This window comes from Arthrobacter sp. MSA 4-2 (assembly GCF_016405885.1).
In the GTDB taxonomy this organism is placed as follows: domain Bacteria; phylum Actinomycetota; class Actinomycetes; order Actinomycetales; family Micrococcaceae; genus Arthrobacter_D.
The window spans coordinates 57,932-75,420 of the sequence record NZ_JAEKGC010000011.1; the positions used below are offsets into that span (position 1 = coordinate 57,932).

Annotated in this window: 17 protein-coding genes; 9 read left to right on the forward strand and 8 right to left on the reverse strand. The window is 71.1% G+C overall.

What is annotated here, in order from left to right; all coding sequences use genetic code 11:
- Positions 1 to 51: 51 nt before the first annotated feature.
- On the reverse strand, positions 52 to 1,206 hold the full coding sequence (locus I6N91_RS13025) for a Gfo/Idh/MocA family oxidoreductase (protein ID WP_307843353.1): 1,155 nt from the start codon (positions 1,204 to 1,206) through the stop codon (positions 52 to 54).
- Between the two features lie 135 nt (positions 1,207 to 1,341).
- Here I6N91_RS13025 and I6N91_RS13030 point away from each other — a divergent pair, with 135 nt between their 5' ends.
- The 8 genes from I6N91_RS13030 to I6N91_RS13065 all read left to right on the forward strand — a co-directional run bounded on the left by I6N91_RS13030 (position 1,342) and on the right by I6N91_RS13065 (position 10,414).
- The gene (locus I6N91_RS13030; protein WP_198813250.1) at positions 1,342 to 2,556 is read left to right on the forward strand and encodes an ROK family transcriptional regulator; all 1,215 of its coding nucleotides are present in this window, start codon (positions 1,342 to 1,344) and stop codon (positions 2,554 to 2,556) included.
- A 113-nt stretch (positions 2,557 to 2,669) separates the two neighbouring features.
- Positions 2,670 to 3,017 carry a metal-sensitive transcriptional regulator gene (locus I6N91_RS13035; RefSeq protein WP_198813253.1) on the forward strand — a complete coding sequence of 116 codons (348 nt, stop codon included), beginning with the start codon at positions 2,670 to 2,672 and terminating at the stop codon, positions 3,015 to 3,017.
- Positions 3,018 to 3,050: 33 nt separating this feature from the next.
- Positions 3,051 to 3,275 carry a heavy-metal-associated domain-containing protein gene (locus tag I6N91_RS13040; RefSeq protein WP_120166294.1) on the forward strand — a complete coding sequence of 75 codons (225 nt, stop codon included), beginning with the start codon at positions 3,051 to 3,053 and terminating at the stop codon, positions 3,273 to 3,275.
- Positions 3,272 to 5,509 carry a cation-translocating P-type ATPase gene (locus I6N91_RS13045; RefSeq protein ID WP_198813256.1) on the forward strand — a complete coding sequence of 746 codons (2,238 nt, stop codon included), beginning with the start codon at positions 3,272 to 3,274 and terminating at the stop codon, positions 5,507 to 5,509. The genes I6N91_RS13040 and I6N91_RS13045 overlap by 4 nt, the downstream gene beginning before the upstream one ends.
- A 126-nt stretch (positions 5,510 to 5,635) precedes the next feature.
- Positions 5,636 to 6,763 carry a glycosyltransferase family 1 protein gene (locus I6N91_RS13050; protein WP_198813259.1) on the forward strand — a complete coding sequence of 376 codons (1,128 nt, stop codon included), beginning with the start codon at positions 5,636 to 5,638 and terminating at the stop codon, positions 6,761 to 6,763.
- Positions 6,764 to 6,778: 15 nt separating this feature from the next.
- Complete coding sequence (locus tag I6N91_RS13055; RefSeq protein ID WP_198813262.1) at positions 6,779 to 8,137, forward strand: UDP-glucose/GDP-mannose dehydrogenase family protein; 1,359 nt, start codon at positions 6,779 to 6,781, stop codon at positions 8,135 to 8,137.
- A gap of 14 nt (positions 8,138 to 8,151) precedes the next feature.
- Positions 8,152 to 8,970, forward strand: a complete 819-nt coding sequence (locus I6N91_RS13060; RefSeq protein WP_198813266.1) for an SGNH/GDSL hydrolase family protein — start codon at positions 8,152 to 8,154, stop codon at positions 8,968 to 8,970.
- Positions 8,971 to 9,130: 160 nt separating this feature from the next.
- Positions 9,131 to 10,414: a hypothetical protein gene (locus I6N91_RS13065; RefSeq protein WP_198813269.1), complete on the forward strand. Its 1,284-nt coding sequence runs from the start codon at positions 9,131 to 9,133 to the stop codon at positions 10,412 to 10,414.
- On the opposite strand, the gene I6N91_RS13070 is transcribed toward I6N91_RS13065, so the two are convergent.
- The gene (locus tag I6N91_RS13070; RefSeq protein WP_120166284.1) at positions 10,374 to 11,345 is read right to left on the reverse strand and encodes a DMT family transporter; all 972 of its coding nucleotides are present in this window, start codon (positions 11,343 to 11,345) and stop codon (positions 10,374 to 10,376) included. The genes I6N91_RS13065 and I6N91_RS13070 overlap by 41 nt on opposite strands.
- A 110-nt stretch (positions 11,346 to 11,455) precedes the next feature.
- Between I6N91_RS13070 and I6N91_RS13075 the strand changes: the two genes are divergently transcribed.
- Positions 11,456 to 11,998 carry a CGNR zinc finger domain-containing protein gene (locus I6N91_RS13075; protein ID WP_198813272.1) on the forward strand — a complete coding sequence of 181 codons (543 nt, stop codon included), beginning with the start codon at positions 11,456 to 11,458 and terminating at the stop codon, positions 11,996 to 11,998.
- Positions 11,999 to 12,025: 27 nt separating this feature from the next.
- On the opposite strand, the gene I6N91_RS13080 is transcribed toward I6N91_RS13075, so the two are convergent.
- From I6N91_RS13080 to I6N91_RS13105, 6 genes are all read right to left on the reverse strand, one after another.
- Positions 12,026 to 12,406 carry a hypothetical protein gene (locus I6N91_RS13080; protein WP_307843354.1) on the reverse strand — a complete coding sequence of 127 codons (381 nt, stop codon included), beginning with the start codon at positions 12,404 to 12,406 and terminating at the stop codon, positions 12,026 to 12,028.
- Between the two features lie 166 nt (positions 12,407 to 12,572).
- Complete coding sequence (locus tag I6N91_RS13085) at positions 12,573 to 13,079, reverse strand: hypothetical protein (RefSeq protein ID WP_198813278.1); 507 nt, start codon at positions 13,077 to 13,079, stop codon at positions 12,573 to 12,575.
- Positions 13,080 to 13,159: 80 nt separating this feature from the next.
- A complete protein-coding gene (locus I6N91_RS13090) occupies positions 13,160 to 14,509 on the reverse strand; it encodes an MATE family efflux transporter (RefSeq protein WP_198813281.1) in 1,350 nt (449 codons plus the stop codon).
- 42 nt (positions 14,510 to 14,551) lie between these two features.
- Positions 14,552 to 15,376 carry a glycerophosphodiester phosphodiesterase family protein gene (locus I6N91_RS13095; protein WP_198813284.1) on the reverse strand — a complete coding sequence of 275 codons (825 nt, stop codon included), beginning with the start codon at positions 15,374 to 15,376 and terminating at the stop codon, positions 14,552 to 14,554.
- A gap of 108 nt (positions 15,377 to 15,484) precedes the next feature.
- Entirely contained in the window at positions 15,485 to 16,057 is a 573-nt protein-coding gene (locus I6N91_RS13100; RefSeq protein ID WP_198813287.1) for an MOSC domain-containing protein, read from the reverse strand.
- 9 nt (positions 16,058 to 16,066) lie between these two features.
- Complete coding sequence (locus tag I6N91_RS13105; protein ID WP_198813289.1) at positions 16,067 to 17,461, reverse strand: FAD-binding oxidoreductase; 1,395 nt, start codon at positions 17,459 to 17,461, stop codon at positions 16,067 to 16,069.
- Positions 17,462 to 17,489: the final 28 nt, after the last annotated feature.

Below are 17,489 nucleotides of genomic sequence, written 5' to 3' on the forward strand. Positions count from 1 at the left end.
TTCCTTGTCGTGGTGTTGTGCATGGAGGAACGCTGAGGGAGCTGCGGGTGGCTAGCTTTCCGGCAGGGAAGCACCGGCCGTCGACACGGTGAGCAGCGCCGGGGAAAAGTCCCCGACCTGTACCCAGGTGCCGTGCTCGGCGGAGGCAAGGACCGCCTCGGTGATCGCCGCCGTCCGGAGTCCGTCCTCGAAAGTCGGCATCCGGTCCACGGCAGCGCCGCCGGAGACACTGGCATAGACATCGGCAACGAAGGCCCGGAAGGCGTCGTGGTAGCCCTGGGGGTGCCCGGCGGGAAGCGTCGACAGTTCGGCCGCCTCCGGGGAGAGGATGTTCGGGTCGCGGGTCAGAACCTGGTTCCCTTCGCGTCCACCCACCCAAAGGGTCTCCGGCTGTTCCTGGTCGAAGCCAACACTCACATTCACCGTGCTGATCTCGAACCACAGCCTGTTTTTGCGCCCCGGCGACACCTGGCTGATCACGACCGAGCCGACGGCGCCCCGGTCGGTGCGGAAGGCGACGCTTGCGATGTCTTCGGTCGCGACCGCTCCCGGCACGGCTCCGGCCGCACCGGGCCGGTCGGCGTAGGCCGTCTTGGTGAGTGCGGAGACCTCCTGGATGCGGTGGCCGCTGACCCACTCGATGAGGTCGCACCAGTGCGACCCGATGTCGGCGAAGGCCCGCGATGCGCCGCCCTTTCCGGCATCCACGCGCCAGTTGGTGTCCTCAGGGTTGGAGAGCCAGTCCTGGAGGTAGGAGCCGTGGATGAGATGGATGTTGCCGGCCGAACCGGCCTGGATCCGCGCCCTGGCCTCGGCGACGAGCGGGTGGTAGCGGTAGATGAACGGAACGGCTGCGGTCAGCCCTGACATGCGGGCGCTGCCGGCCAGGGCGCGGGCCCCGGCAACGTCAAGGGCGAGGGGCTTCTCGCAGACGACGTGCTTGCCGGCCTCCAGGGCCCGCGCGGCCAGCGGCTCATGGAGGTGGTTGGGCACGCAGAGGTGCACAACATCGACGTCCGGGTGGGTGATGAGGGCCTCGACCTCGAGGGCGGCGCTGCCCCCGGCCCATTCCCGCACGGCCCGCTCGGCCGAGGTGCGTGAGGATCCCGCGACGGCAACGACGCGTGCACCGACCCGGCGCGCGGCGTCTGCGTGGATCCGGCCCATCATGCCCGTTCCCACAATGCCGATACCTAGCTGTGTCACATGGCTCCCAAAGTCGAATGGATTCCGAACTATCACTGGTATCACCAGCAACATGCTGAGCATATGTTCTGTTTGATATGTAGACAAATGGTGAAAGTTTTTCAAATCTTGGCTAAACAATGGCAGGATACTTTTATGACCTCCCCTTCCGGACGATCCCGCTCCGAGGCCCTCCCGTCGGCGCACGCCGACCTCAGCGCCCTCCTGCACGCCATCGCCCGGCGGCCCCGGTGCACCCGGGCCTACCTGACCCGGCTCACCGGCCTGTCCCGGGGAACGGTGGCGACCCGGATCGAGGAGCTGATCGCCACGGGCCTCGTGGTCGAGGAGGCAGGTGCCTCCAAGGGTGGCAGGCCCCCGGGGGAACTGAGGCTCAACGGGGCTGCCGGGGTGATCCTGGGCGCGGACCTGGGATCCTCGCACTGCCGGGTCTCGGCGAGCGACCTCGCGGGCGTCCCCCTCGCGTCCGCTTCCTACGACCTGCGCATCGCGGACGGCCCCGCCGCGGTCCTGGGGAGCCTTGACGAGGCGTTCCAAGACCTGCTGTCCTCCGCGGGAAAGCGTCCCTCGGACGTCCGCGCCATCGGGATCGGGGTCCCGGGCCCGGTCGAGCACAGCACCGGCACCGTGGTGCGCCCGCCGATCATGCCGGGCTGGGACGGATTCGCCATCCCGGAGTTCTTCGCGGACCGCTACAGCGTCCCGACGCTTGTGGACAATGACGCCAACCTCGCGGCGCTGGGTGAGTACTGGGCGCGCAGGGAGGACTATGAACACATCCTCTACGTCAAGATCAGCACCGGTATCGGCTGCGGCATCGTCAGCGGAGGCGCCCTGCACCGGGGTGCCCAGGGCGCAGCCGGGGACATCGGCCACATTCGGGTGCCCGGCGGCGAGGACCTGCTGTGCTCCTGCGGGAACATGGGCTGCCTCGAGGCCGTCGCGGGAGGAGAGGCCCTGGCCCGCCGGCTGCGCGCCCAGGGGGTGGCGGAGGCACGGACCAGCCGGGACGTGACCCGGCTGGCTGCCGAAGGCAACCCCTTCGCGCGGCGGGCCGTGCGCGAGGCCTCCGAAAGCATCGGAAGGGTGCTCGCGACCCTCGTGAGTTTCTACAACCCGAACGCGATTGTGGTCGGCGGGCCGTTCGCCGAACTGAACGAGGAACTCCTGGCCGGGATCCGCTCGGCCATCTACCACCGCGCGCTGCCCCTGGCCACCCGGTCCCTGCGCGTTGAGTCAAGTTCCCGCGCCGAGACGGTGGGCGTCCGGGGCGCCGAAGTGCTGGCGCTCCAGCAGGCGCTGTCCCCGGAGGGCCTGCAGCAACTGCTGGCGGCGCGCGTCGGCTCCTGAACGGCGCCTGACGAAGGCGCCGCGGCCCGCGCCCTGCGGACCGGCCGGCCGACACCGGCGCCCGCTTCCCACCGGATACCCCCTCGGGGTATGATTGACCGGAGGAGGCAGCCATGACCCAGGAAATCACCCCAGCATCAACCGACGCGCCGGCGGGCGCACCGACTACGCACGGCTACAGCGGGGAGAAGGACGCGTACCTCAAGCGCCTGCGGCGCATCGAGGGTCAGGTCCGCGGCATCGCCCGCATGGTCGACGAGGAAAAGTACTGCATCGACATCCTCACCCAGGTGGCGGCGATCAACAAGGCCCTCCACGCGGTCAGCCTGGGCCTGCTCGAGGACCACATCGCCCACTGCGTCGTGGATGCGGCCCAGGAATCCCAGGCCACGGGAAACCCCGACCTCGTCCAGGACAAGGTCCAGGAGGCGGCTGCGGCCATCGGCCGCCTGCTGCGCTGAGTCCCACCCACCACCAGCCAAGGAGCACACACCATGACAACCACCACCGTCAGCATCTCCGGAATGACCTGCGGCCACTGCGTCGATGCGGTTACCAGCGAACTGCAGTCCCTCGAGGGCGTCCAGGGCGTTGAGATCGACCTGAACAAGGAGGGCATCTCCACGGCCACCGTCACCTCCGCGGGCCCGCTGGCTCCGGCCTCCATCGGCGAAGCCGTCGCCGAGGCCGGCTACCTCGTGGTCTCCAACGACGCATGACAACCCGCGCCGACAGGCCTGCGCCGGCCGCGGAAACCCGGGTCGTCGAACTGGCCATCCAGGGAATGACCTGCGCGTCCTGCGTCAGCCGTGTCGAGCGCAAACTGGGCAAACTCGAGGGCGTCGAGGCCAGCGTCAACCTCCCACTTGAGTCGGCCGTGGTGCGGGTTCCGGCCAGCGTGCCGGACCAGGTGCTGCTCGACACGGTCAAGGCCACCGGCTACTCGGCCCGCCTCAAGGACCCCGAGGAGCCGGAGGTCCAGGACGGCGACGACGGAGCTCCCACGGCCGCCCGGCTGCGCCCCCGCCTGCTCACCGCCGCCGTCCTGACAGTGCCCGTCCTGCTGGTCTCGATGGTTCCCGCCCTGCAGTTCCCGGGGTGGGGCTGGATCGTCTTTGCCCTGTCGGCGCCGGTGGCCACCTGGGCCGCCTGGCCCTTCCACCGCGCCGCCCTCGTCAACGCCCGCCACGGCGCCTCCACGATGGACACCCTGGTGTCCATCGGGGTCGCCGCGGCCTTCGGTTTCTCGGCGTGGCAGCTCCTCTCGGTGCCGGACCTGACCGCCCACCCCGGCATGGACATGGGGGCGCACGCCCTCTACTTCGAGGTGGCCGCGGTTATTGTGACCTTCCTCCTGCTCGGCCGCTACCTCGAGGCCAACGCCAAGCAGCGGGCCGGGAGCGCCCTGACGTCGCTGCTGAACCTCGGAGCGAAGGACGCCCGCGTGCTGCGCACCGTCGACGGCGGACGCGTCGAACTCGGCATTCCGGCCTCCCAGCTCATCCCGGGGGACGAGATCGTGGTGCGCCCCGGGGAGAAGATCCCCACCGACGGCGTGGTGGCGCACGGGCACAGCGCCGTCGACACCTCACTGCTGACCGGTGAGTCGATCCCGGTGGAGGTCGGGCCCGGTGACCGCGTCACCGGCGCCACCATGAACACCTCGGGCCGCCTCGTCGTTCAGGCCACCCGGGTCGGCAGCGAGACGACGCTGGCGCAGATGGGCCGGCTGGTCAGCCAGGCCCAGAGCGGCAAGGCCCGGATTGCGCGCCTTGCCGACCGCATCAGCGCCGTCTTCGTGCCGGTCGTCCTCGGCATCGCCGTCGTCACCTTCGCCGCCTGGATCCTCCTCACCGGGGACCTCCAGGGCGCCTTCACCGCGGCGGTCGCCGTACTGGTCATCGCCTGCCCCTGCGCGCTCGGCCTCGCCACGCCGACGGCCCTGCTGACCGGATCCGGGCGGGGCGCGCAGCTTGGCATCCTGATCCGCGGCCCCCAGGTGCTCGAGGACACCCGCACCATCGACACCATCGTGCTGGACAAGACGGGCACCGTCACCAGCGGCCGGCTGTCCGTCAGCGGCGTCGAGGTCCTCGGCCGCTACGGATCCGACGAACTGCTGCGCCTCGCCGGAGCGGTCGAAGCCGCCAGTGAACACCCCATCGGCGCGGCCATCGCCGCCCGGACTCCGGCCCTGCCCGCGGTCACCGCCTTCACCAGCGCCCCCGGCGGCGGCGTACGCGGCACCGTCGAGGGGCTGAACGTGGTCGTGGGCCGGACCGGCTGGCTTCAGGAGCACGGTATTCTGCCCGGAGCCGTCGAGGCCGAGGTGTTCGGGGCGGCCGAGGGCGCGGGCGCCACGGCCGTCTGGGTCGCCGTGGACGGCGCCGTGGCCGGGGTGATCTCCCTGACGGACACTGTGAAGGACGGGTCGGCACGGGCCGTCCGGCAGCTGAAGGAACTGGGCCTGCGGCCGATCCTGCTCACCGGGGACAATGCGGCCGCCGCGGCCCGCGTGGCCGCAGAGGTCGGCATCCCCCCGGCCGACGTGCGTGCCGGCGTCCTGCCGGAAGGCAAGGTGGCGGTGATCCGCGAGCTCCAGCAGGAGGGTGCGACAGTCGCCATGGCCGGGGACGGCGTGAACGACGCGCCGGCGCTCGCCCAGGCCGACCTCGGGATCGCGATGGGCTCTGGCACCGACGTGGCCATCGAGGCCGCGGACATCACCGTCATGGGAAGCAGCCTCGAACAGGTGGCCCAGGCCGTTCGGCTGTCCCGCCGCACCCTGGCCACCATCAAGACGAATCTGTTCTGGGCCTTCTTCTATAACGTGATCGGAATACCTGTTGCCGCGCTGGGCCTGCTGAACCCCATTCTGGCCGGCGCCGCCATGGCGGCGAGTTCCGTGCTGGTGGTGGCCAACTCGCTGCGCCTGCGCCGCTTCGGCCGCTGAACCGCTGACCGCGGACACCCCGGCAGGCCGCCGGGGTGCCTGCGGGCTCCTGGTATTCACTGGAGCTTCCCCCACCGGTCACCTTCCGGCCCCGGCCCATCACCGTAGGAGTGCGACGGTGATCCGGTGAGGATCGTGGTCGTCGCCGAAACATTCCTGCCCGCCGTCAATGGGGTCACCCATTCCGTACAGAAGATGCTTGAGCATTTTGCCCTGCGCGGAGACGAGGTCCTGGTCATCGCGCCCTCCGCCGGCGGCCCTCCAAGGCCGGTGCCAAAGGCCGCCCGGGTCGTGCTGCTTCCATCGGTTCCCCTCGCCCGGTACGCCAGCGTCCGGATCGCGGTGGGCGGCGTCGCTCGAATCCGCCGGATCCTCGCCGACTTCGCACCGGACGTGGTGCACCTCGCCTCCCCCTTCGAACTGGGCTGGCGGGCCGCCCGCGCCGCCGAGCAGCTGGGATTACCGGTCATCGCGGTCTACCAGACCGACATTCCCGGCTACGCAGCCAGGTACGGCGTGCCGTTCCTTGAGAACTGGGCGTGGCAGCGGGTCGAGAACATCCACGGCGGTGCCTCCCGAACCCTCGCACCATCGAGCGCCGCCGTTGCCCAGCTGCAGGACCGGGGCGTTCCGAGGGTCCGCCTGTGGCGGCGCGGCGTCGACACACACCGGTTCCACCCCTCCCGACGCAGCACCACCCTGCGGGCCGGCATCGCTCCGGACGGGGCCCGGCTCATCGGCTATGTGGGACGGCTCGCCGCCGAGAAACAGGTGGAGGACCTGCGGGCCCTGGCTGGTATCGACAACACCCGCCTCGTCATCATCGGCGACGGGCCCCAGCGGCAGGCCCTTGAGGCAATCCTACCCGACGCCGCGTTCCTGGGGTTCCTGGGCGGGAATGCGCTGGCCGCGGCGATGGCCAGCCTCGACCTCTTCGTCCACCCCGGTGAGCTTGAGACGTTCTGCCAGACCATCCAGGAAGCGATGGCCTCGGGCGTCCCTGTCGTCGCCACCGCCCGGGGCGGCCCGGTGGACCTGGTCGACAACTCCCGCACGGGCTGGCTCTACGAACCGGGCAACCTCGCCGACCTCCGGCGCCACGTGGAGGACCTGGCCGGAGACGACGCGAAACGCGCGGCCTTTTCCGCAGCCGCGTTCGCAGCCGTCCAGGGGCGCACCTGGCCGGTCCTGTGCGAGCTGCTGATCCAGCACTACGAAGAAGCCATCAACGACCATGCCCTCCTTCACCTCTGAGCTTGGGGAAACACCATGAAGATCTCCGTCATCGGATGCGGCTACCTGGGTGCCGTGCACGCCGCCGCACTGTCCTCGCTGGGTCACACCGTCACCGGCATCGACACCGACCCGGCCCGGGCCGCGCAGTTGGCGGCCGGGTCGGCGCCCTTCCACGAACCCGGGCTTGAGCCGCTGCTGCAGGGAGGACTCCGGGACGGAACGCTGCGCTTCACCACCGACCCCGCCGCCGCGGCCGGTGCCGACGTCCACTTCCTCTGCGTCGGCACCCCTCAGGAGAAGACAACCCGGCGCGCCGACCTGGGCTACGTCACCTCGGCGGTCCGGGACCTCGCCGCCCACCTGCGCCCGGGGTCGACCGTGGTGGGCAAGTCGACAGTCCCCGCCGGGACCAGTGCCATCCTCACCCGCCTCCTCGCCGGAACCGGGGCGGACCTGGGATGGAACCCGGAATTCCTCCGCCAGGGCACCGCGGTCGCCGACTCCCTGCAGCCGGACCGGCTGGTCTACGGCGTGCCCGACGGCGCGGCGGGAGCGCGGGTGGCCCGCGTCCTCGACGAGGTCTATGCCCCCCTGCTCCGCGACGGCGTGCCCCGTCTCATCACCGGGCTCGCGACGGCCGAACTCACCAAGTCGGCGGCCAACGCGTTCCTGGCCCTGAAGATCTCCTACCTCAACGGCATCGCCGAGCTGTGCGAGAACGCGGGCGGAGACGTCGTCCACCTGGCCCGGGCCCTCGGCCTCGATGCCCGGATCGGTCCGAGGTACCTGCAGGCCGGCGCCGGCTTCGGCGGCGGCTGCCTCCCGAAGGACATCCGCTCCCTGCAGGCCCAGGCCGAGGATGCCGGTGCCGGCTCGCTCGGGCGGCTGCTGGCCCTGGTCGACACACTGAACACCGAAACCCGGCACCGGATCCACGAAGCGGCCCGCCAGATGTGCGGCGGGCAACTGGCCGGGCGCCGCATCACGGTCCTGGGGGCCGCCTTCAAGCCCGACACCGATGACATCCGCGACTCCCCTGCCCTCGACATCGCCCTTCGTCTCGCCGGCTCCGGCGCGGTGGTCACGGTCACGGATCCCCGGGCGGCGGGCCAGCCGTGGTTCCGCTACCCGGAGCTTCGCTTCGAGCCGGACACGGCGGCGGCGCTGCGCGGTGCCGAACTGACGGTCCTGCTCACCGAATGGGCCGAGTACCTCGCGCTCGACCCGCGCGAGGTCTCGTCCCTGGTGGACCGGTGCGCGGTCCTGGACGGACGCAATGCGCTCGATGCCGCCGCCTGGCGGTCGGCGGGGTGGTTCCACCGGGGCATCGGGCGCGGCCGGCGGGCCGGACTCTCCACCGTCGACGCCGCCCACTCCGGCGTGGGGTCCTGAGGCCGGAGCCGCACATGCACCTCCAGCCGCCGGGACTCCCGGGGCGCTATGTCGCTCTTGGCGATTCCTTCACCGAAGGGGTCGGGGATCCGAGCAGGATCCTCCCCAACGGCGTCCGCGGCTGGGCGGACCGGGTGGCCGAGCGGCTCGCGAAGTCCGCGCCGGGATGGGAATACGCGAACCTCGCCATCCGCAGCAAACGCCTGCGCCATATCGCCGCCGAACAGCTCGGCCCCGCCCTGGCCATGGAACCCACCCTGATCACGCTGTACGCCGGGGGAAACGACATTATGGATGCGGGGACCAACGTCCTCGAACTCCTCTCTTCCTACGAGCGACTCGTCGCCCCACTGGCCGCGACGGGGGCGCGGCTGCTGCTCTTCACCGGCTACGACGTCGAGGTCTCCCCGGCGCTGCGCCTGCTCCGGAAACGCAATCACGCCTACAACGACGGGGTCCGTGACATCGCACGCCGGCATGGTGCGGTCCTCGTCGACTTCTGGGCCATGGATGCCTACCGCGACCGGAGGATGTGGGCGGCCGACCGCCTCCACATGTCGAAGGCAGGACACAAGTACATGGCCGCACAGGTCCTGGACCTGCTGGGGGTGCGGCACTCGCTCACACCCAAGGAATGGGACCCGGCACCCCGGCGGACGCTGCGGGAATGGGAGTACGCCCAGCGCCGGTGGGTCCATGACTGGGTCCTTCCGCTGGCGCACCGGAAGCTCCGCCGGGTCACCCTTGGCGATCACCTCGAGCCCCGCTGGCCCGAGCCACTGCGGGTGCCGCCGAAGGGCGGGCTCCGCAGGCTGGCCAAGGCCGCGCGGTGACACCGCACCGGTCGGCCTGCAGACCAGAAGAGGCGTGCTGTTCAGCTCCGGGTCACGCCGCCGTCCGGCGCTGTTGGCCCCGGCTTGGAACCCTGAAGGTGCCCGCCCCGCAGCGCCGCCGCGGCGGAACAACCCAGCCCGCCCTGCCAGGAGACCGCTGATGAATTTCGTCCTGACCGCCCCGCCCCGCCCGCCGGCCCCCGCGGCGGCGCCGCCGTCGACCGCACCGCCCCGGCTGGTCCTCCCGCCGCGCATCGACAGCGGGATGTGGCGGGCCGGGCACGTCCAGGGCATCGCCGTCGATACGGCCCGGGGCTTCGTCTACTTCTCCTTCACCACCCTGCTGGTGAAAACCGACCTTTCCGGCACCGTCATCGGTTCGGTCACGGGATTCACGGGGCACCTGGGCGATGTTGCCTTCAGCCCGCACGACGGCCGGGTCTACGCTTCCCTCGAATACAAGGCGGCGGAGTCCTTCTATGTGGCCGTCTTCGACGTGGACCGGGTGACCCGCCGGGGAATGGATGCGGAATCCGACGGGGTGGTCACCACCGTGTACCTGAAGGAGGTCACCCACGATTTTACGGCGTCCGTCCGGACCGACGACGGACGGCACCTGCCGCACCGATACGGCTGCAGCGGGATCGACGGCATCTCCTTCGGCCCCACCCCGGGCGATCCCGGCGGCCCGTGGCACCTTATGGTGGCCTACGGCGTCTACTCGGACACCAGCCGAAACGACAACGACCACCAGGTGCTCCTGCAGTACGACCCGGCGGTGTTGAGGCCCTACGAGCGGACCCTGCAGCAGGACCGGCCCCACCGGAACGGCCCGGACCGGCCCCAGGACAAATTCTTTGTCCGCACCGGGAACACCCGCTTCGGAGTGCAGAACCTGAAGTACGACCCGCACACCGGGCACTGGTTCCTCGGCGTGTACCAAGGGGCCAAGGACGGCTTTCCCAACTACCGCCTGTTCATGGTCGATGGAACGGTTCCGCCGGTGCGGGCTCCGCTCGGCACGGGCGCCGGGCCGGAGCACGGCCGGATGCTGCAACTGCACCCGTCCGGGCTCCACCATCCCGCCTCGGGCATTAATGGCTGGGATTTCCGCGCCGACGTCGGATTCGAGGCACTCGGAGACGGGTACTACTACGTCTCCGAGCAACGCACGGGACCGGCGGGCAACGGAAGCCTTCTTCGCCTTCACCGGTGGACGGGCAACTCACCGGCACCCTTCGACCCGGCGCCTCTCGATCTGCTGGACCGGACGGCCCGACCGGCGTCGGTTCCGGCCAGGCCTTCGGGCCCCCTGCCGGCCCGGCCATCGGTCCGGTCCTCGGTCCGGTCCTCGGTTGGGTCCTCGGAGCAGGTCCGGTCCGCGGTGCCTGTTGACGGGGGGCTCAGGCGCGCGGCACCGGCTCCACAACATTCGGCTGGTTGAGCGGATCGCGTGCCGCCCTTCCGGCGGCACGCAGTTCATCGACCCGGACGCACACCACGCCGGCGACGATCAGGGCCCCGCCGGCGAGCTGGATCAGCCCGGGGAGCTCCCCCAGGATCAGCCAGGCCGCAAGGACGGCGAAGACCACCTCGGTGAGCGCGGCAAAGGACGCCACCTTGGAGCCAAGCCGCTGGGCGGCGACGATGCCCGCGACGTAGGCGGCCACCGTTGAGATGAGGACCAGGCCGGCCACCGGCACCAGCCAGGACGTCTCCCAGCCCGCCAGCACCACGTCGGTGAACACGAAGCGGAACGGCATCAGGCCGGTCAGGCCCAGGACCAGGATGGTGAGCGCCCCGGCCACCATGCCGCCGCCGGCCATGACCAGCGGCGGGAGGGAGTCCTGCACCCGGGCCGACATCAGGAAGAAGACGACGAGGCACACCGCCGCGGCGAGTCCAAAGAGCACGCCGACAGGGTCGAGCCGTTCCTCCGCGCCCAGGTCGAGCACCAGCAGCAGGCCGAGGACGGCGACGACGGAGCCCAGGGCGGTCAACCGGTGCGGTGCGCGCCGGGAACGGATCCACAGCCAGCCCACCAGCAGCACCGGAGCCAGGTATTCGAGCAGCAGCGACACGCCGACCGACATCCGGGCCACCGCGTTGAAGTAGAAGAGCTGGCACAGGGCGATCGCCGTGACGCCGTAGATGGTCAGGGTCAGGGCGTTGCCGCGCAGCGTCGACCAGCGCCCCCGCAGGGCCACGAGCACCGGCACCAGGAGCACCAGGGCCGCACCGCCGATGCGCACACCGACCGCCGCACCCGGACTCCAGCCGATCTCGAGCAGGGATTTGGCGAACGGTCCGGAGACCCCGAAGGTCGCCGCGGACAGCAGCGCCACCCAGATGCCGGACGGTGGACGCTGTGCCATGCGCTTGCCCCTCAGGTGACGATCCGCGGGATGCCCCCGCCTACGGTGGTGTAATGACCAAAATATGGTTATGGTCGTGACACTAGCGGGCCGATTTGTCAGGAGTCAAGATGTCTTTCGCCTATGACACGGAAGTTGCGTTGGTGTCCGCTGCGGCGCTGATCAACACGGCAGCGGAGGACCCGGACGGGCTTTCCACACTGGCCGACCTCGACGCGTTCCTTGCCGCCCAGCAGTTCTCCGGCTCCCGCACCCACACGCAGGCCGAGCTCGAGGACGTGCGCACGCTCCGCACCGAGCTTGAGGCCATCTGGCATGCCCCCGAGGACGACGCCGTCGAACGCGTCAACCGCATCCTCCGCGCGGCGCACGCGCTGCCCCAGCTGGTGCGCCACGACCACTGGGACTGGCATCTTCACGCCACGGGGCCGGAGGCGCCCCTCGCGGACCGGATGGCCACCGAGGCGGCGATGGCCCTCGCCGACGTCATCCGCGGACACGAACTCGAGCGGCTGCGCACGTGCGCAGCGGAGGACTGCGCGGCCGTGGTCCTTGACCTCAGCCGCAACCGTTCCAAGCGCTTCTGCGACACCGGAAACTGCGCCAACCGGACGCACGTGAAGGCCTACCGGGCCCGCCGCGCGGCGGTCTAGGCTGGATGCCGCCCGGGTACGGCCGCGTCAGGCGTCGGGGCTGCGCTGCCCGTAGCGCGGCTCTTCCGTGCCGGACTCAGGCGCGGCCGGAGTGCCCGCGGCGCCCGACCTTCCGGGCCCGCCGGCCGCGGCCGAGGACCGGTTCACTCCGGAACCCTTGCCCAGGTGTTCCGGGTTGGGCTTGGCGGAGATCATCATCATCGCGCAGATGACCAGGGACACGATGAAGGCGAGGCCCGCCGCCGTGAGCCCGAGATCGACGCGCAGGACCCTGCTCCCCCCACCGGTCGCGAAGACCGTCGTGGCGGCGCCGGCCACGACCGCAAGGACCGCCGAAAAGACGAGGGGCCCCTTCACGCCGAGGCGCTCGCTGCCCTGGCCGGGCTGCCCCGGTTGGCTCTTAGCCACTGTCAATCCTTCCGGTGGAGCATAGATGGTCGGGGCTTCTACGACCAGTAGAAGCACCCCTCCTAGTTTACGGCGTTCCCGGCGGGGCGCGCACCGGCGTCCTCCGGCGCCGGGCGGCCGGCCTCCTGCCGGTAAGTCAGGGCGGCAATACCCAGCACGACGGCGGTCAGCAGCGCTCCCCCACCGGCCACGCCGAGGAGCGCATGGGCACCAAGCTGCACGACGAACGGCAGGGCACCGCGGTGAGGACGGAGACCGCGCCGATAAGGATCAGGTCGTTGCCCGCCGGCCGGGTCCGCCGCAGGCGCGCCCCGGTGACGAGCTCGACGGCTCCGGCGGCGCCCAGGGCGGCCCCGGCGGTGGCGGCGAAGAGGAGTCCGTCATGGACCACGAGGTTGCCGAGCGCCGCTGCAGCGAGGAGGCCGCCGGCCAGCGCCGCGGCGGGACCGCGGGTCCCGGAAACCCCGGTGGAGCGCACTGTCCATGCGAGGCCCGCGCCCAGGACCAGCAGGTATGCCCCACCGGCGATGGACAGGACGTGGACGGACGGCTCCTGCCAGAAGATGGTCAGCAGTCCGAAGACGGCGGCCGCGGCGGCCCGCAGCAGGAAGGGCTTCCAGATGGAGGAACCGTCCCGGCTGTCCGGCCCGGAGGCGCGGGAAGTCGCGGTCATCACGCTCTACCTTTCAGGGGGAACCGGGCGGGAAAAGACACCTCCGGCACCGACAAGTGTAGAGGGCCGGGCGGGCCCGTTCACGCGGGACGGCCGCCGGGGCCGGTGACCATCCACCGGTCATCGCGCACGCGCCAGCCCAGGGTGGCGGCCCGTGCCGCCATGTAGCCGAGGGCGAAGGCTGCCCACAGCCAGACCAGGCCGGCACCGCCGGTGAGCCCGGTGCTGTGCACCCAGGCGAGCAGCGGAAGATAGACGATCAGGTTGAGGACTCCGGCGAGGGCGAGGTAACGTGCGTCGCCGGCTCCGATCAGGACGCCGTCGAGCACGAACACGAATCCGCACACCGGCTGGGCGGCTGCAAGCACCCAGAGGCCCGCGGCGAAGGCCGCCTGCACCGATTCGTCGGGGGTGAAGATCCAGCCGGCGAAGGGCGCGGCCAGGGCCAGCAGCGCGCCGGTGAGCACGCCGAAGCCGACGCCCCACACGATCATGCGCCGGGTGAGGGCACGGGCGAGGGTCTTGTTCGCCGCACCGAGTTCCTTCCCGATCAGCGCCTGGGCCGCAATGGCCAGCGCGTCGAGGGCGAAGGCGAGGAACGTGAACACCGTCATGACCAGCTGGTGGGCCGCGAGGGACACCGGTCCCTGGGCGGTGGCGACGAAGACCGTGGCCAGGATGGCAAGGCGCAGGCTGAGCGTGCGCAGCATCAGCCAGGAGCCGACGGTGGCGGTGGACCGCACCCCGCGCCAGGACGGCCGCAGCGGCACCGCGCCGGCGCGCGTGGACCGGAAGATGATCGCCAGGAAGGCCGCTGCCATGCCGCACTGGGTGATGCTGGTGCCCAGGGCGGAGCCGGCGACTGACAGTCCCGCTCCGTACACGAGCAGCAGGTTCAGCACGATGTTGACCCCGAAGCCCACCGCGGCGACGATCAGCGGTGTCCGGGTGTCCTGCAGGCCGCGCAGCACCCCGGTGGCGGCCAGGACCACGAGGATCGCGGTGAGCCCGGGCATGGACCAGCGGAGGTAGTCGACGGCGAAGGCGTGCACCTCACCCCGGGCACCCAGGCCCGCGGTGAGCGCCGGGGCGAAGATCCAGCCGGCGGCGGAGAGCACAACGCCCAGGAGCACCGCAAGGCCGATGCCGTCGCGCCCGGCGGCCAGGGCTTCCTCGCGCCGGCCCGCGCCGAGGAGGCGGGCCACGGCCGGGGTGGTCGAGTAGGCGAGGAAGATCATCAGGCCCACCCCGGTCTGCAGGACGGTGGAGGCGAGGCCGACGCCGGCGAGCTCGGCGACGCCCAGGTGCCCGACGATGGCCGAGTCGGCCAGCAGGAAGAGGGGTTCGGCGATGAGCGCGCCCAGCGCGGGCACCGCCAGCCGGAGGATGCTGCGGCTGAGCTGCCGGTTTCCGGGGAGGGTTTCACTCACCTGCTCAGCCTATAAGCCCGGCTCCCGGGAGCGGCACGGCCATCACGGCCCCGTCCGGACGAGGCCGGCCAGGAACCTCCGGAGGCGCCGGAGCCTGCTGAGAACCGGATCGGCGGCCAGGACCTCCGCCAGGAGCGCCGGCCGGTTGGTGATGATGCCGTCGGCGCCGAGCTGAATCAGTTCGCGCATGCGGCGGGGGTTGTCGACCGTGTAGGGCCACAGGACCATCCCGCCGCCGTGGACGCGGCGGACCAAATCGGCGGTGACCTTGGTGTTCTTCGGGTTGATGCAGTGCGCCCAGCCCGCCGCCCCGTCGATCTCCTGCGGGAGCGGCGGCCCGCCCAGCAGACCCACCGGCACCTCCGGCAGGAGGAGGTGGAACTCGTTGACGAAGGTCCAGTCGGCTGACTGCACCACCAGCTGCCCGGCCGAGGCTTCCTCAAGCCAGCCTGCGGCGTCGAGCACCGAGTGAAGGTCGTCGGCGATGCCCGGGGCGGATGCGGGATCCTTGACCTCAAGCAGCAGGCCCGCCCGGCCGGCCAGGGCGGTGAGGACCTCGTAGAGCGTGGGGACCCGGACCCCCGCGAAGCCGGGCCCGAACCAGCTTCCCGCGTCGAGATCGCGGATTTCGGGCAGGGTGAACCCGGCGACGTCGTACCGGGCGCGGCCGGGGAACACCCGGAGCACATCCGTGGTCCGCTGCAGGGTGGGGTCGTGGATGACGACCAGCTCCCCGTCCAGGGTCCGGCGCACGTCGATCTCCACGAAATCCGCGCCGTGGTCGACGGCGAGGGCGACGGCCGCAAGAGTGTTTTCGGGGGCGTCGGCGGACGCGCCGCGGTGCGCAATGACCTTAACTTTTCCCACGAAGCCGCTGTCCTCCCGCCGTACGCGAACCGCCGGGCATAGCCCACCCCGGACAGGGCACAGCCTACCCGTCCGGCCGAGGGCGGACGGGTAGGTGGCCGTGCAGGGTCAGGGCAGCCGGGTGGCCCGGCGCAGGGCCGGAACGTGCGCCTGCCAGGGCTCCAGCGGCACGGGGCTGACCAGCACGGCCTGCCCGCGGTGCAGCACACCGTCCGAGAGCACCTGGCAGCGGATGCCCCCTCGCCCGCGCATCGCGGAGTGCACGCCGGGGGCCATCACCCGGTCCATCCAGACACAGGGGTGCGCCGGCCGCCCGCCCCGAAGCCTCACGGTGTCGCCGCCGGATTCCAGCGCGAACTCCTCCCCGATCAGGGGTGCCAGCTGGGCGCCCCGAAGGATCACATTGCGCCGTGGAAGCAGCGGGTCGAAGTGCTCGACCCCCAGTTCATCGGCGATTGCATCGAGGGCCTCGACCGCCATCAGCGTCACGGCCGCATCCATGTGCGCCGCCTTGCCGAAGAACCGGTCGCCGACGATCCCCTTGCCCGCCACGAGGTCAACCCTGTCGGCGTCCGTCGTCGGGACGTCCGCCGCTCCGTCGCGGGCGCGGCCGAAGTACGCGTGCGCCGGCGACACGAGCAGGTGCAGCACCTCCACGTCGTACCGAAACGATGTCGTCATGACCTCAAGCTATCTCCGCGAGCCCGCCGGCACTGCATATGAGGCATCGCGGCCGAACACACCCTGCGGATCCACCCGCCGGCGGACTACCTCGACCTGCTCCGCCACCGAGGCGTCGAAGGAACGCTGCGGCCCATCGAAGCGGTCAACGAAGCTTGGAGCGGTCAGGCCGGTGTCCCAGGGCTCAAGCACCGCACGCAGTGCGGCCAGTCCGGCCTCCACCCCCTCCGCGGCGTCGGGGCCGGCGAGGATGCCTATGCTGAGCGAGCCGTAGGCACCTGGCAGGGAGTTCACGACCCCACCCCGTGGATCGGCGACGGCCAGGGCCCCACCGAGCTGCCGGAGCTCAACGATCGTCAGGTGGGCCCCATCGGCCGTGCCTGCGATCGATAGCAGAGCCAGGCGCCCGGCGGCACCGAGTGGCTTCAGCATCTGGTGGTCGCCTACGAACGGTGCCGGGTCCGGGGGATCCATGTGGGTTGCGGGCACGTCGGTGGGGACCCCGGGGTGCCAGGTGTCGAGGATCGGTTCGACCCGCCGGCGGAGGGGTTCCAGGAGGTCCGCGGCGATCTCCGCCCCGGAGCGCCCCTCCCCGTCGAGTACGGCTCCGTCGATGCACACGACCGGGCCCGCCGTAAGCGCCGGTGGAATCCCTGGCAGGGGCGGCAGGTTCATGACGCGGAAGGCAGTGGAGGCCTCGGGCGGTGCCGTCGCGGCCCACTCCTCCCACGCCTGAAGCAGGAACGGGGCCTCGGCGGCCGGCCAGAACGCGGCACCGGTGAACACCGAGTCGATGGCGAAGAGGGCCACCGTCACCGAGACGACGACGCCGAAGCCGCCGCCACCACCGCGCAGCGCGTCGAACAGTTCACGGTCGTTGTCGTGGTCCACCGTGACGACGGCACCATCCGCGGTGACGAGCGTGATCGAGGTGACCGAGTTCGAGGCGAGGCCGTACCGCCTGCCGTAGAAGCTCAGCCCCGTCCGCAGCAGGTACCCGACAGCCCCCACCGTCGGGGAGGACCCGTGCAGCGGAACCAGACCGTGGGGAGCGGAGGCGGCCAGCACCTCCCCCCAGGGAGTGCCCGCCGGAATCACCGCCGTCCGTGCCTCCGGGTCAACAGTGACCCCGCCTTCCAGCCGCGCCCGGATGAGCACGTCGTCCACCCCGTAGGGCAGCGCCGAGCCGGAGGCATGCCCGGTGGCATGCACCCGCACCGACAGGTCCTGTGCCCTCGCCTCCCTGATGATGGCCTGGACTTGGGCGACGGTGGTGGCCGTCGCGGCGAACTGCGGACGGATCTCCACCGCCAGGTTGTAGCTGGAGGTGGCGGCTGTGTAGGCGCTCTCCCCGGCGGCAGCCAGGATGGGGCCGGTGGCGGCTGGATTCGGTTCTGCGGTCACTATGGTCTCCTGAATTTCCTGATTCCTG